At 69.9% G+C, this 13,098-nt stretch carries 15 protein-coding genes; 11 read left to right on the top strand and 4 right to left on the bottom strand.

Going from position 1 to position 13,098, the window contains the following annotated elements; genetic code table 11:
- Positions 1-16 precede the first annotated feature (16 nt).
- The 4 genes from ACETK8_RS06455 to ACETK8_RS06440 are packed head-to-tail and all read right to left on the bottom strand — an operon-like array spanning position 17 to position 3,394.
- Positions 17-967 (bottom strand): MotE family protein, encoded by a 951-nt coding sequence (locus tag ACETK8_RS06455; protein WP_374038693.1) that lies wholly within the window; start codon positions 965-967, stop codon positions 17-19.
- A gap of 24 nt (positions 968-991) precedes the next feature.
- Positions 992-1,663: a DUF6468 domain-containing protein gene (locus tag ACETK8_RS06450; protein ID WP_374038692.1), complete on the bottom strand. Its 672-nt coding sequence runs from the start codon at positions 1,661-1,663 to the stop codon at positions 992-994.
- Position 1,664: 1 nt separating this feature from the next.
- Positions 1,665-2,726: a flagellar motor switch protein FliM gene (fliM, locus tag ACETK8_RS06445; protein WP_374038691.1), complete on the bottom strand. Its 1,062-nt coding sequence runs from the start codon at positions 2,724-2,726 to the stop codon at positions 1,665-1,667.
- Positions 2,726-3,394, bottom strand: a complete 669-nt coding sequence (locus ACETK8_RS06440) for a flagellar basal body-associated FliL family protein (protein ID WP_374038690.1) — start codon at positions 3,392-3,394, stop codon at positions 2,726-2,728. The genes fliM and ACETK8_RS06440 overlap by 1 nt, the downstream gene beginning before the upstream one ends.
- Positions 3,395-3,576: 182 nt before the next feature.
- On the opposite strand from ACETK8_RS06440, the gene flgF reads away from it, so the two are divergent.
- The 11 genes from flgF to ACETK8_RS06385 all read left to right on the top strand — a co-directional run bounded on the left by flgF (position 3,577) and on the right by ACETK8_RS06385 (position 13,079).
- The gene (gene flgF / locus ACETK8_RS06435; protein WP_374038689.1) at positions 3,577-4,314 is read left to right on the top strand and encodes a flagellar basal-body rod protein FlgF; all 738 of its coding nucleotides are present in this window, start codon (positions 3,577-3,579) and stop codon (positions 4,312-4,314) included.
- Between the two features lie 11 nt (positions 4,315-4,325).
- Positions 4,326-5,114 (top strand): flagellar basal-body rod protein FlgG, encoded by a 789-nt coding sequence (gene flgG, locus ACETK8_RS06430; RefSeq protein WP_374038688.1) that lies wholly within the window; start codon positions 4,326-4,328, stop codon positions 5,112-5,114.
- Complete coding sequence (gene flgA, locus ACETK8_RS06425) at positions 5,114-5,884, top strand: flagellar basal body P-ring formation chaperone FlgA (protein WP_374038687.1); 771 nt, start codon at positions 5,114-5,116, stop codon at positions 5,882-5,884. The genes flgG and flgA overlap by 1 nt, the downstream gene beginning before the upstream one ends.
- A gap of 26 nt (positions 5,885-5,910) precedes the next feature.
- Positions 5,911-6,639, top strand: a complete 729-nt coding sequence (gene flgH / locus ACETK8_RS06420) for a flagellar basal body L-ring protein FlgH (RefSeq protein ID WP_374038686.1) — start codon at positions 5,911-5,913, stop codon at positions 6,637-6,639.
- A 295-nt stretch (positions 6,640-6,934) separates the two neighbouring features.
- Positions 6,935-7,408, top strand: a complete 474-nt coding sequence (locus ACETK8_RS06415; protein WP_374038685.1) for a hypothetical protein — start codon at positions 6,935-6,937, stop codon at positions 7,406-7,408.
- 27 nt (positions 7,409-7,435) lie between these two features.
- Positions 7,436-7,843, top strand: a complete 408-nt coding sequence (locus ACETK8_RS06410) for a hypothetical protein (RefSeq protein ID WP_374038684.1) — start codon at positions 7,436-7,438, stop codon at positions 7,841-7,843.
- Positions 7,844-7,857: 14 nt separating this feature from the next.
- Positions 7,858-8,355, top strand: a complete 498-nt coding sequence (locus ACETK8_RS06405) for a hypothetical protein (RefSeq protein WP_374038683.1) — start codon at positions 7,858-7,860, stop codon at positions 8,353-8,355.
- 125 nt (positions 8,356-8,480) lie between these two features.
- Entirely contained in the window at positions 8,481-9,974 is a 1,494-nt protein-coding gene (locus ACETK8_RS06400) for a lipopolysaccharide biosynthesis protein (RefSeq protein WP_374038682.1), read from the top strand.
- A complete protein-coding gene (locus ACETK8_RS06395) occupies positions 9,971-10,996 on the top strand; it encodes a glycosyltransferase family 4 protein (protein ID WP_374038681.1) in 1,026 nt (341 codons plus the stop codon). The genes ACETK8_RS06400 and ACETK8_RS06395 overlap by 4 nt, the downstream gene beginning before the upstream one ends.
- Entirely contained in the window at positions 10,993-11,955 is a 963-nt protein-coding gene (locus tag ACETK8_RS06390; protein WP_374038680.1) for a glycosyltransferase family 2 protein, read from the top strand. The genes ACETK8_RS06395 and ACETK8_RS06390 overlap by 4 nt, the downstream gene beginning before the upstream one ends.
- The gene (locus ACETK8_RS06385) at positions 11,952-13,079 is read left to right on the top strand and encodes a glycosyltransferase family 4 protein (RefSeq protein ID WP_374038679.1); all 1,128 of its coding nucleotides are present in this window, start codon (positions 11,952-11,954) and stop codon (positions 13,077-13,079) included. Before ACETK8_RS06390 ends, ACETK8_RS06385 begins: the two co-directional genes overlap by 4 nt.
- Positions 13,080-13,098: the final 19 nt, after the last annotated feature.

The following is a 13,098-nucleotide window of genomic DNA, read 5'->3' as shown; positions in this document are numbered from 1 at the left end:
GATGTAGGGATGAGCCCTATTGCACCGACTGGCGCGGGGCGGACGGGTTGCCGCCGCCGGCGCCTTCGGCAGGCTGGTAGGGCTGGGGCCCGGTCGGGGCGGGCGGCGTCGCGGCCGGGGCGGCGGCGCGCGGGGTCTGGCGGGCCGGTTGACGCGCGGGCTGGCGAGCCGGGGCGCGGTTGGCGGCGGGCTGGGCCGTCGGCGGGGTGGTCGCGGCGGGCGCGGCGGTCTGGGTCGGGGCCGGAGCGCTGGCGGCGGGCGCGTTCACGGCCGGCGTGGCGGCGGCCTGCTGGGCCTCGGCCGGGGTGACCGGAGCCGAGGCGGCGGCGGCGCGGGCGGCCAGTTGCTGGGCCTGGAAGCGGCGGGCCAGTTTCTCGGTCAGTTCGCGGGCGGCGGCGGGCTGCATCTGGGCCAGGATGGCCGAGAGGCCGCGCGGACGCATGGCTGCGGCGATGGGCAGGCGGACGCTGTCGTCCAGCGTGGTGAAGACGGCGGCGGCCTCGCGCGGGCGCATGGCGGAATAGACGGCGACCAGGCGGGCGGTCTCGGCGGCCTCGCGCTCGTCCACCTGGCCGAGCAGACCCTGGACCTCGGCCTTGATGGCGTTCAGCGCCGTGATCTTGGCGTCCAGCTTCTGTTCGGCGGCGACCATCAGCGGAAGCGTCGTGGCGAAGTCGGCGTCGCGAGCGTCCAGCTCGGTGCGGCGGGCGCTGAGCGACTGGATGATGCGAAGTTCGGCCGGGGAGATGCCGGCCTGTTGCGCCAGCTGCTCGGGCGACAGGGCGCAGACGGCGGGCGGCGGCTTGGCGGCGTCGGGGGCCACGGCTTCGCCCGCGGCCTCGGTCGCGGTCTCGGCCCAGGCGCGGGCGCCCTGGAAGATGTCGGGCCCGGCGCCCACGGCGCGCACGGCCACGACCCCGCCGATGGCGACGGCGATCAGGGGCAGGAGGCGGGGCAGCTTGGCCATAAGGTCAGGAATCCGGAAGAGATTTTAAGCGGCGAACAGGTCGTCGTCGGTGGCGAGGTTTACGCGAGCACGGTTGAGGGATTGCTTCGCGGCTTGGTTAGCGGTCAGGGCGTGCAGGATGGCCTGGACGTTGCCGGCGCCGGCCGCGGCGGGGGCCGGGGCGGCGATGCCGTGGATGCGCTCGGCCAGAGCGGCCATGCGGAAGGCGCGATCGTCGGGGTCGGCGGCGACCGGAGCGGCCGTGCTGACGTTCTCCCTCCCCCCTCGGGGGAGGGTGGTCGCGGAGCGACCGGGTGGGGGGGGCGCCGCGACGCGGACACGGTCGGCGGAGTCTGGCTCGCCTTGCCGCCCCCACCCGGTCTCCCCCCCGATCAAGTCGGGGGTACGACCACCCTCCCCCGAGGGGGAGGGAGAAGCGCTGCGGCCGCTGCGGGCCATCAGCTGTTCCAGATCGGTCTTCAGGGCGCGGGCCTTGATGATGCGGTCGTGCAGCAGGTCCGCCTCCTCGCCCGAGGCGCGCAGCGAGCTGAGGGCGTTCTCGGCGCGGGTGCAGGCGGCGTTGAGCTCGGTGACGGCGCCGGCGAAGGCCAGCTGGCCGGCGCGCAGCTGGGTCAGCTTCTTCTCGAGGCGGACGCCGTAGCCGAGAGCCGCCACGAGCAGCAGCATCAGGATGGCGTCGAGGATCATTCCGGTCATGTCAGCGCCTTCCCTTGGTCAGGCTGGTGGCGGCCTCGATCGAGATCGGCGCCTCCACCCTGACGGCGATATGCTGGCCCTTGCGGCCCATCTTGCCGGTCGTGACCGGGATCGGACCGCAGCGGATCGAGACGTCGGAGTCCGGCGTGGCGTTGAGCATGAAGGTGTCGCCGACCTTCAGATTGAGCACGGTCGAGAGCGGGGCGGACTGTTCGTCCAGCACGGCGCGGACCTCGGTGTCCGTGGTCCAGAGCTCGGTGGCCAGGTGGCCTTCCCAGATGTTGTCGCGGCCGAACTTCTCACCCATGAACTGCTGCAGCAGCATCTTCCGGATGGGTTCGAGGGTGGCGTAGGGCAGCAGGAGTTCGACCCGGCCGCCCCGGTCCTCCATGTCGATGCGCAGCTTGACCAGGATGGCGGCGTTCGCGGGACGCGCGATGGCGGCGAAGCGGGGGTTGGTCTCCAGACGGTCCAGGTTGAAGTGGACGGGGGTCAGGGGTTCGAAGGCGGCCTGGGCGTCGGCCAGGATGACCTCGACCATCCGCTGGACCAGGACGCGTTCGATGGTGGTGTAGGGGCGACCTTCGATACGGAGCGCCGCCGTGCCGCGACGGCCGCCCAGAAGCACGTCGACGATCGAATAGATCAGGTTGGAATCGACCGTCAGCAGGCCGTAGTTGTCCAGTTCCTCGGCCCGGAAGACCGCGAGGATGGCCGGGAGCGGGATGGAGTTCAGATAGTCGCCGAAGCGGATCGAGGAGATGTTGTCCAGCGACACCTCGACGTTGTCGGAGGTGAAGTTCCGAAGCGAGGTGGTCATCAACCGCACCAGGCGGTCGAAGACGATCTCCAGCATCGGCAGACGCTCGTAGGAGACGAGCGCGGAGTTGATGATGGCGCGGATGCCGGTCCGCTCGGAACCGTCGTCGTCGCCCAGATCGAAGCCCAGAAGGTTGTCGATCTCGTCCTGGTTCAGGACGCGTTCGGACGCGGCCGATGAGGCGCGGTCCTCGCCGAAGGCGTCGGCGGAGGCGAACGGGTCGAGTTCGTCCGTATCAGCCATTACTGCACGAGCATCTCTTCGATCAGGACGGCGTCGACCTTGGCCGGGGCGGCGACCAGGTTCACGCGGCGCAGGATCTCGGCGCGCAGCTGATAGCTGCCGGCCGAACCGGCCAGGTCCTCGGGACGCAGTTCGCGCAGGAAGCCCTGGAACATGTCCTGAAGGCGCGGCATCTCGCCCTGGAGCGAATAGGCCAGGTCGGCGTCGTGCATCTCCAGCGTCAGGGTCAGCTTGAGGAAGGTCGGGCGGCCGTCCGGCGACTGGATGTTCACCACCATGTCCGGAAGGGTGAAGAAGGTGACGCCGTCGGGGCCCTCGGCGATCTTGCCCAGCGACGGATCGGCCTCGCCGCCGCCCTTCTCGCCGCCGCCACCCTTCTTCTCGCCGTGACCGCCGCCGCCCTTCTTCTCCTCGCCTTGACCGCCGCCCTTGTCGGCCTCGGCGCCGTGCTCGCCCTCGGCGGCCGCGGGCTTGGGCTGCATCATGAAGAAGGCGCCGGCGCCCCCGCCGCCCAGAACCAGCAAGGCCACGGGAGCGATGATGAACAGGAGAGGCAGCTTCTTCTTGGCCGGGGCCTCGCCCTCGACCTCGGCGCCATGGCTGACGGCGAGCTTGGTCGCGTCGTCCGCGCCGGCCGGCGCTTCCTTCTTCTTGCCAAGCTTGATCATCAGGCGACGCCTTCGGAATATCCCAATCTCCGAGATGCGCCCGTTTGGTTAACGCGAGGTGTAAATCCGGCAAGTTTTGCCGGGCTGGAACGGGGTGAATCCGGCGGAAACCCTGTCAGGACGGGCGTTAACCGTGTTGGCACGGTCGTTGCGTGGGCTTTCCGCGAAGGAGCCCGCCACCCGTGGAAAACGCCGCCTACATCGGACTGTCCCGGCAGATGACGCTGCGTCGCGAACTCGACATCGCGGCCAACAACATCGCCAACGCGAACACGACCGGATTCAAGGTCGAGCAATTGCTGGTCGGGACCGAGGTCGGTTCGCGCGCCCGCAACGATGCGATCCGCCCCGGCGCCAGCTTCGTGCTGGACAACGGCGTGGGCCGCGACTTCACCCAGGGCGCACTGCAGCAGACCGGCCGCGACCTGGACTTCGCCATCGACGGCGAGGGCGTCTTCTTCAAGCTCCAGGACGGGGCGGGCGAGGCCTATACCCGCGACGGCGCCTTCACCATCAGCCCCGAGGGCGAACTGGTCACCAAGGGCGGCCTGCCCGTGCTCGGAGAAGGCGGCCCCATCGTCGTCGATCCGGCGCGCGGCCCGCTCAGCGTGGCCCAGGACGGCGCCGTCAGCCAGGACGGCGTGCCGATCGGCCGCCTGGGCCTGGCCCGGTTCGACACCCTGTCGGTCCTGTCGAAGGACGGCGACGGCCTGTACCGCAACCGCTCCAACGCCGTCCCACTCGACGCCGCCGGCGTCCAGGTGCGCCAGGGCATGCTGGAGGGGTCCAACGTCAACACCCTGGTCGAAATCACCCAGTTGATCGAGATCAGCCGCGCCTACGAACGCGCGACCAAGATGATCGAAAACGTCCAGGAACTTTCCCGTCGCTCGGTCGAGCGGCTGGGCAAGCCGAACTAAGGAGACCCTGAATGCGCGCTCTTCGCACCGCCGCCTCCGGCATGGCCGCCCAGCAGCTGAACGTGGAGGTCATCTCCAACAACATCGCGAACATGAACACCGTTGGCTACAAGCGCCAACGGGCCGAGTTCCAGGACCTGATCTACCAGAACGTCGAACGGATGGGCGCGCAGTCGTCCAGCCAGGGCACGGTCGTCCCGACCGGCATCCAGGTCGGTCTGGGCGTCAAGGCGGGCAGCGTCTATCGCATCACCGACCAGGGCACCCCGACCCAGACGGGCAGCGACTATGACGTCGCTATCGACGGCCAGGGCTATTTCAAGATCACCCTGCCCTCCGGCGAGATCGGCTATACGCGCGCCGGCAACTTCTCCCTGTCCGCCGAAGGCCAGCTGGTCACCGAGGACGGCTATGCGGTCGAGCCGGCCATCTCCATCCCGCAGGACGCGGTGGACGTGATCATCTCCAAGACCGGCCAGGTCCAGGTCATCTCGGCGGGATCGCCGGAAGCCGCCGTGGTGGGTCAGCTGGAACTGGCGACCTTCTTCAACGAGGCCGGTCTGGAAGCCATCGGCGACAACCTGTTGCTGGAGACCGCCGCCTCGGGTCCCGCGACCACCGGCACGCCGGGCGATGTCGGGTTCGGCAAGCTGCTGCAGGGCTACACGGAAGCCTCGAACGTGGACGCCGTGACCGAGATCAGCGCCCTGATCATCGCCCAGCGCGCCTATGAGATGAACTCCAAGGTCATCACCACGGCCGACGAGATGATGAGCGTCTCGTCGCAGGTGAAGAGCTGATGACCCGGCTTCTGACACTCGTGGCGGCGCTGGCGCTGGTCGCCTCCCCCGCCCTGGCCGATCCGGTGACGCTGAAGGCCAACCCGGTGGACGACGACGGGCGCGTGACGCTCGGCGACATCTTCGACGGGGCCGGCGCGGCCTCGGGCGTCGTGGTCGCCAATCGCGCGGGACCGTCGGTCGTGTTCGAGGCCGGACAGCTTCAGGCGATGGCGTCGCGCGCCGGCCTGCAATGGCCCAATCCGCAAGGGCTGCGCCGCGTGGTCGTCCGCAACGCCGCCATGGCGCCGGGAGCCGCGCCCGCTGTCGCCGGCGCCGCGACGGCCGCAATCGCCCAGCGCGGTGCGACGGTCGAGGTCCTGACCTATGCCCGCAACCTGGCGGCCGGAGACGTGCTGCAGCCGGAAGACGTGATCTGGTCCACAGTTCAAGCCCATCTGGCGCAGGGCGTTTCGCCGTCCGACCCGGACATGGTCGTGGGCCAGAGCGCCCGCCGGGCCTTGCGCGCCGGGGCCGTGGTCGGCGCGCGCGACCTGATCTCGCCCCGCGTCATCGCCAGGAACGACATGGTCGAGGTCGCCTTCATCGCCGGGGGCGTGACCCTGACGGTCACCGGCCGCGCGACGCGCGACGCCGCCGTCGGCGAGCCCGTGCCCGTGCTCAACACCACGTCCGGCCGGACCATCGACGCCATCGCCTCGGGTCCCGGTCAGGCCCGTGCGGGCGCCGGAGCCCGCGCCCAAGCCTCCACCCAGTTCGCCGCCCGGTAGGGCCCCCCTCCTAGGGAATGCCAGTCATGCGTAAATCCATCCTCGTCCTGTCCCTCGCCGCGCTTTCCCTGGGCGCCTGCTCCACCGCCGTCGAAACGGTGCGCGGGCCGGAACTGGCCCCCATCGGCTATCCGGCCCAGCTGGTGCCGGTCAGCCAGGCCTATATGGTCCCGCCGGAACAGCGTCCGGCGGCCAGCGCCAACTCCCTGTGGCGGACGGGCGCGCGCGCCTTCTTCGGCGACCAGAGGGCGCGGAACGTCGGCGACATCCTGACCGTCAACATCAACATCGACGACCGGGCGCAAACCCAGAACACCACGGCCCGCAGCCGGACGAACGACATCTCGGGCGGAGTCACCAACTTCTTCGGCCTGGAGAACAGCCTGGGCCGCGCCTTCCCCGGCGGGTTCGACCCCCAGGCCCTGGTCGGGGTGCAGGGTCAGTCGAACGCCAACGGCACCGGCTCGGTCAGCCGGTCGGAGAGGGTCAACCTGACCATCGCTGCGGTGGTCACCGACATCCTGTCCAACGGCAACCTGGTCATCCAGGGTCGGCAAGAAGTGCGCACCAACCGCGAGGTTCGCGAACTGACCGTCGCCGGCATCGTGCGCCCGGAAGATATTTCCTCGGCCAACACCATCGCCCACACCCAGATCGCCGAAGCCCGCATCAGCTACGGCGGTCGCGGCGACATCAGCCGGGTGCAGTCGACGCCGGCCGCGCAGAGCCTGGTGGAAAGATTCAGCCCATTTTAGTGGCGCTACCGCTCGCGACGCGGTCGCTCGCTGCTTGAGCGCGGTCGTCTTCTCCTCGTGCGAAGCATTGGGAGGTGGCTCGAAGCGTAGCGAAGAGACGGAAGGGCTCTTTCTGCGTGCACGAAGAACCCCTCCGTCAGCTCGCGAAGAGCTCGCTGCCACCTCCCCACGCCTTTGGCGCGGGGAGGAGACATTTCACCGTGTCCTGAACATCACGGGTTCGTCAGGCCGAAGCTTTGCCGTGAACCGTTAACGAATGCCCGCGTTTGCCCAGTCAGACGCAAGGTTTCCAACGATGTTCAAGGTTCTGATCCCCGCTGTCGCCGCCCTCGGTCTGGTCGCCTTTACGGCCCAGTCGCGTGACGTCGCGCCGGAGCTCGAGGCCGAGGGCGTCATGGCCATGCCGGTCATGGAATGGAGCGTCCATCATGAGGGCGCCCTGGCCAAGCTGGCCTACGGCGTCGCCAACTCCGACCAACTGGCCCTGATGGTGACCTGCATGCCGGGCGACCGGAGCGCTGTCGTCTATGGCGACGTGCAGGTCGAGGGCGCGCGCCTGACCCAGGCCAGCTATGCGGTCGATCCGTTGTCGGGCGGCGAGGCTGAGGAAAGCCGCATCGCCCTGAACGATCCGTCGCTGACCGGACTGGCGCGCGAGGGTCGCATGACCGTGACCGGCGACGCCGGGCGGTTCCAGCTGTCGGCCTCGAACGAAGAACGTCGCCTCGTGCGCGATTTTCTGGCCTATTGTTCGCCGAGCCGAACGTAAAATCGCTCGGTCGGGGGGCCTTAGACAATGACATTTCTGGCGACGATGGCGGCGATCGCCGCCCTTCAGGGCGGCTGGACCTGGACCCTGTATGAGGACGGCCCGCTGGTTCTGGCCAACGAGATCCCCGACACGCCGCAGCTGAAGGCCATCCTGGAGTGCAATCCGGGCTCCGGCGTGGCGCGGCTGGATCTTTTCGGGCCGACGTCGTCCGGCATCGCCACCATTGCCTCTGGCACCGCGACCGCGACGGGTCAGAGCGAGGCCGCCGCCGATCACCAGTCCGTGGCCCTGCGTACCGACCACCCCGTCTTTGGCCAGTTCCTGGTCACCGGAGAGCTGGACGTGGCCGTGGCCGGCGCCCATCAGGCTGTGGCGGTTCAGCCCACCCACCTTGCCAAGCTGCGCCGGTTCGCCGAGCTTTGCAGCGGGTGATGCGCGGAGGTTCCATGAGAGTTCTTTGGCTGCCGGTCCTGGCCTCCGCGGCCCTTGTCAGCGCCTGCGCCAGCGTGGAGACGCCAGAGCCGGTGGCGACCGCCGCCGCATCCGCCCCGGCCCCCGTGCCCGGTTACGACTGGCACTATACCCCCGAGGCGGGCGCGGCGCGTCTGGCCTACGGAGTGGAAGAGAGCGACGACCTGCGCCTCGGTCTGGATTGCATGGCCGGGACAGGCAAGATCGAGCTGACCGTTCTGGCCGGGACGGGCCAGCGCGAGATCCAGCTGGAATCCGGCGGCGAGACCGAACGTTATCGGGCCGAGGGCGAGCCGTCCGAACTGCACGACGGCGACATCCTGACTGCCACGGCCGCGAGCCGCGAGCCGGTGATGCAGCGGTTCCGCCGTCTCGGCTGGATCGCCCAGTGGATCGACGGCGAGCGCGAGGTCTATGCGCCCCATCCGGGGTCCGAGAACGGGGTCGAGCGGTTTTTCGCCCTCTGCGGGTGACGCCGGACAATCAATAGATGTTTACCTCCGCCGAAACCGGCGGCACGGTAGGGCCATGACGGCCCGATCCTCCCTGACAGACCCGCCGCCGCTCCGCCCGCCCGGGGTCGAGGCCATGCGCTGAGATGACGGTCGGGGGGCCAGGATGGACAGGGGCCGATCTGTTTTCGGACGGGGCGGACCGTCTGAAACAGCGGGCGGCGGTCGGGGCGTCGCTGAGCCTCCTGGCGCGAGGGTGCCGGGTCGCCAGCCAGATCGCGACCTTCGTCATCCTGGCGCGCCTGTTGAGCCCCGAGGATTTCGGACTGGTCGGGATGCTCCTGCCCTTCATCGCCATCGTGTCGGTGGCGGGGGACCTGGGCATGTCGACCGCGACACTGCAGTCGGCGCGGATGACGCCGGGGCAGGCCTCGGCCCTCTTCTATCTGAACATGGCGTCGGGTGTGGTGCTGGCGGCCGGGTTCGCGATGGCGGCGCCCCTCCTGGCAGGCCTGTTCGCCGAGAGCCGCGTAGTGGCGATCGGCCTGGCCCTGAGCCTGGTCTTTCCACTGACGGGACTGGCTGGCCAACATCAGGCCCTGCTTCAGCGCAGTCTGAACTTCCGCTCGCTGCTGATCGCCGACATCGCGGCGGCGTTGGGGGCGAGCGTGCTGGCGATCGGGGCGGCGCTAATCGGCTGGGGTTACTGGGCCATCGTCGTGCGGGTTCTGGCCCAGCCGGCGGTCTATGCGATGGCGGTCTGGGGGCTGACGCCGTGGCGGCCGGGGCGGCCGGACTGGCGGGCGGGGCGGATGACGGCCCTTCGGCTGGGCGGGTTCAACCTGGGCTTCAGCCTTCTGACCGTCGGCGGGCGGCAGCTGGACAATATCCTGATCGGGTGGCGCTGGGGCGAGGCGGCGCTGGGGCCCTATGCGCTGGCCTATCGGCTGTTCTTCACCCCGGTCCAACAGCTGAGCCAGCCTCTGGAAGAGGTGATGGTGCCGACGCTGTCGAAGCTGCGCGACGATCCGGCGCGGTATCGGCGGGGGTATCTGGGGGTGCTGAGGATGCTGGCCCTGGTCGGCGCACCGCCCCTGATCGCGGTCAGCGTGGCGGCGCGGGACGTGATCGTCTTCACGGTCGGGGCGGACTGGCTGGGGGCGGTGGAGATCCTGAGATGGCTGGCGCCGATCGGGGCGATCCATGTGGCCTCGGTCAGTCTCGGCTGGCTGAATCTGTCGCTGGAGCGGTCGCGGCGGCAGTTCCTGTGGGCCCTGATCACCGTGCCGATCTATGTCGCCGGCTTCGTGATCGGCCTGTCGTGGGGCGCGGTCGGCGTGGCTCAGGGGTATTTCGCCGCCAGCCTCCTGACCCTGGCGCCGGGCGTGGTCTGGGCCTGTCGGGGCAGTCCGGTCAGGCCTTGGGACTTCGTGCGGGCCCTGATCCCGGCGGCGGTCGCCAGCGTCGTGGTCGGCGGGACGGCGGCTGTGACCCTAGGTGCCATGGATGGGTTTCCGGTCTGGCTGAGGCTGATCGCGATCGGGGGAGCGACGCTGGCGGTGATGGCTGCGGGTCTGGCGGTCGTCGTGGACCGGGATCTGGTGCGGTCGCTGATCCGGAAGCGAGAGGCGGCGGCGTGAGGATCGTTCTGGCGACCTACGACTTCCTGCCCAGCATCGGCGGGGTGGCGACGACGGAGTCCGTCCTGGCGCGCGCCTTCGTGGATCAGGGGCATGAGGTGACCGTCGTCACCCTGGGCGAAGGGCCGGTGGAGGGATATCCGCACGCGGTCGTCCGCCGACCGGGGCCAGCGACCCTGTTCCGGCTGTATCGGGACGCCGAGGTCCTGATCCTGTCGAACCTGGCGATCCGGCTGATCTGGCCGCTGTTGATCCTGCGGCGGCCGTTCGCCCTGAGACATCATTCCGAAAGCGCGTTCCGGCTGTCGCGGTCGCCGGTCTCGGCTGATCTGTTGCGCCGGGTGGTCCTGCCGCGCGCCCGGCATTTCATGACCAGCGACTTCATCGGGCAGCGCAGCGGGTTCGAGGGGTACGCCGTGACCCCTCCGTTCGCCAACCCCCACCTGACGCCAGACAGGGTGCGTCCGCCGGGCGAGCGAAGCGGCCTCCTGTTCGTCGGGCGCATGGAGCCGGAGAAGGGGCTGCTCTGGCTGCTGGAGCGGTGGGCGGCGGTACGGGAGGGGTTGGGCGTCGAGCGACTGACCCTCGTCGGGAACGGGTCGTTGCGGGCGGCGGTGGAGCGGAGGATCGCGGGCGGCGCCCTGCCCGACGTGGTCAGTCTGGGGCCGCTGAGCTTCGAGGCGACGGCTGTGGAGATGGGAAAGGCCGCCTATCTGGTCGTGCCGTCGCTGTGGGGGGAGCCGTTCGGGGCCGTGGCGCTGGAGGGCGTGGCGGCCGGCGCGATCGTGCTGCGGACGGATCGGGGCGGATTGCCTGAGGCGACCGACGATCTGGGCGTGACGTTCGATCCGGACGACGAGGCGAGCGTCGGGCGTGCTCTGGTTCAGGCGCGGGATATGTTCGAAAGCCATCGGGCCGCGCCGGAGGTTCGGTCTGCCTATGAGCGGCGGGTGGCGGATCATGTCGCGCGGTTCCGGCCGGAGCGCGTGGTCGAGACGATCCTGAAGGGGATGGCGACATGAGCGGGACGCCGACGGTCTCCGTGGTCATGACCTGCTACAACGAGGGTCCGTGGATCGGGGCGGCCGTGCGCAGCGTGCTGGACCAGACGCGGGCGGATCGGATCGCGGACATCGTCATCGCCGACGACGGGTCGGACGCCGCGACCCTGGCGGTGCTGGGCGAGATCGAGAGGTGGGATGCCCGCATCCGGGTGCTGCGCGGACCGGGCGGCGCGGGAATCTCGGCCCAGAGGAACTGGGCGATCGGCGAGGGCGCGGCGCCGCTGATCGCCCTGTTGGACGGCGACGATCTGTGGGCGCCGGACAAGCTGGAGCGGCAACTGCCGGTGTTCGCGGACGCGAGGGTCGGCCTCTGCTACTCTGACCTGTTGCACTTCGCGGGCGAGGATCTGGCGACCGCGCGGCGAGCCGGGGTGAAGGACATCACCGGCGCCCGCGACCTGACCCGCGCCTATGTCCTGAACGATCCGCCGATCATTCCCTCGACCGTGGTGCTGAGGCGGTCGGCGCTGGAGGTGGCGGGCGGGTTCGATGAGGCGGTGACGGTGTTCGAGGACACGGATCTGTTCATCCGCATGTCGAGAGCATGCCGGTTCGCCCTGGTCGACGCGCCGCTGACGCTGAAGCGATACCGAACCTCCAGCATCACGGGCGGGCGGAAGGACCTGATGGCGCATCACGCCCTGGTCGCCTTCCGGGCGACGGCGACGGAGCCGCGCCTGTTGCCGCTCGTGCCGCGGCGGCTGTCGGAGCGGGCTCGGAAGCTGGGCAACCAGCATTTGCTGATGGACGATCCGAAGGCGGCGGCGGGCTTCTATGGGCTGGCCGTGCGGTTGCGGCCGGTCAGCTTGGGCGCGTGGGCGGGGGTTCTGCTGACGTCGGCGGCAGGGGCTCCGGTGCTGGGCTGGCTGCGGAGGCGGTTGCGGAAGCGGCGGGCGGCGCTGGGGGTTTCGGGATGACCCGGTCGGGCGTGGTCGTGGTGACCTGCGAGTACGAGCCGTTTCCGGGCGGGATAGGGACCTATGCGACGCGGTTGGTCGAGGCGGTGCGGGTACAGGGGCATGGCGCGCTGGTCGTTGCGCCCGATTATCCAGAGCTGGGGTCGCCCGCCGATGGAGAGGCGCACCGGCTTTTCCGGCATCACAGGATTTCGCTGGTCGCCCTCTTCCGACTCCTGAAAGTGCTCCGATCCGCGCCGCGCGACTGGCCGGTGCTGGCGGCGGACATCCGGTCGGTCGTCGCGCTGAGCCTTCTGCGGCCCCTGCACCGGCGGCCCTACACGGCCATGATCCACGGTAGCGAGGTGGCCAAGCTGGCGTCTCGATCACCGGCCAGTCTGATAGCGCGGAGGGCCTACGGCGGGGCGGAGGCGATCTACGCCAACTCCCGCGCCACCCTGGCGGCCTTCGAGGGCGTCTTGCCGGACGCGCCGCCGGGACGGGTCACCTATCTGGGCGTCGAACCCGATTGGTTCGAGCACGCGCCGGGGCCGTTCGAGCATCCGGCCCTGGCCGGGATCGCGCCCGAGGCGACGGTCGTCTGCACCGTGGGACGGCTGGAAGCGCGGAAGGGTCATACGGACGTGATCCGGGCTCTGACGGGTCAGGGAGAGATCGTCTTCGTCGCGGCGGGGCGGGCGGAGAGCGCGGCCTATGTCGCGGAGTTGGAGCGGATCGCCGTCGAGACGGGCGTGCGGCTGGTCCTGCCCGGCGCGGTGTCTCGGCACGATTTGAAGCGACTCTTCGCGCGATCGGCCTGTCATGTCCTGGCGGCACGGGACCTGCCGGGGAAGACGGAAGGGTTCGGGCTGGTGTTGCTGGAGGCGGCGGCGCAGGGGTGTCCGTCGGTGGCGACGCGCGCCGGGGGCGTGCCCGAGGTGATGGGCGAGACGGGCATGCTGACGCCGCAGGGCGACGTGGCCGCACTGGCGGCGGCGATCCGGACCTATGTCGACGATCCCGAGCGGCGGACCTTGGATGGGCGGGAGGCGCGGGAGCGGGCCAGGACCTTCAGCTGGCAGGCCTGCGCCATGGCGACCTTGCCGACGCTGGATTGGGACCGACCGGCAGGGCGGGAAGCGTAACAGTCGCTGGTCGAGTGTG

The organism is Brevundimonas staleyi (genome assembly GCF_041893865.1).
In the GTDB taxonomy this organism is placed as follows: Bacteria; Pseudomonadota; Alphaproteobacteria; order Caulobacterales; family Caulobacteraceae; genus Brevundimonas; species Brevundimonas staleyi.
This window is presented reverse-complemented; position numbering and strand designations above follow the sequence as displayed.

Bases quoted from the DNA above. Each gene is read 5' to 3' on its own strand.
- ACETK8_RS06455 (WP_374038693.1), bottom strand. From the start codon at position 967: ATGGCCAAGCTGCCCCGCCTCCTGCCCCTGATCGCCGTCGCCATCGGC.
- ACETK8_RS06450 (WP_374038692.1), bottom strand. From the start codon at position 1,663: ATGACCGGAATGATCCTCGACGCCATCCTGATGCTGCTGCTCGTGGCG.
- fliM (WP_374038691.1), bottom strand. From the start codon at position 2,726: ATGGCTGATACGGACGAACTCGACCCGTTCGCCTCCGCCGACGCCTTC.
- ACETK8_RS06440 (WP_374038690.1), bottom strand. From the start codon at position 3,394: ATGATCAAGCTTGGCAAGAAGAAGGAAGCGCCGGCCGGCGCGGACGAC.
- flgG (WP_374038688.1), top strand. From the start codon at position 4,326: ATGCGCGCTCTTCGCACCGCCGCCTCCGGCATGGCCGCCCAGCAGCTG.
- flgA (WP_374038687.1), top strand. From the start codon at position 5,114: ATGACCCGGCTTCTGACACTCGTGGCGGCGCTGGCGCTGGTCGCCTCC.
- flgH (WP_374038686.1), top strand. From the start codon at position 5,911: ATGCGTAAATCCATCCTCGTCCTGTCCCTCGCCGCGCTTTCCCTGGGC.
- ACETK8_RS06415 (WP_374038685.1), top strand. From the start codon at position 6,935: ATGTTCAAGGTTCTGATCCCCGCTGTCGCCGCCCTCGGTCTGGTCGCC.
- ACETK8_RS06410 (WP_374038684.1), top strand. From the start codon at position 7,436: ATGACATTTCTGGCGACGATGGCGGCGATCGCCGCCCTTCAGGGCGGC.
- ACETK8_RS06405 (WP_374038683.1), top strand. From the start codon at position 7,858: ATGAGAGTTCTTTGGCTGCCGGTCCTGGCCTCCGCGGCCCTTGTCAGC.
- ACETK8_RS06400 (WP_374038682.1), top strand. From the start codon at position 8,481: ATGACGGTCGGGGGGCCAGGATGGACAGGGGCCGATCTGTTTTCGGAC.
- ACETK8_RS06390 (WP_374038680.1), top strand. From the start codon at position 10,993: ATGAGCGGGACGCCGACGGTCTCCGTGGTCATGACCTGCTACAACGAG.
- ACETK8_RS06385 (WP_374038679.1), top strand. From the start codon at position 11,952: ATGACCCGGTCGGGCGTGGTCGTGGTGACCTGCGAGTACGAGCCGTTT.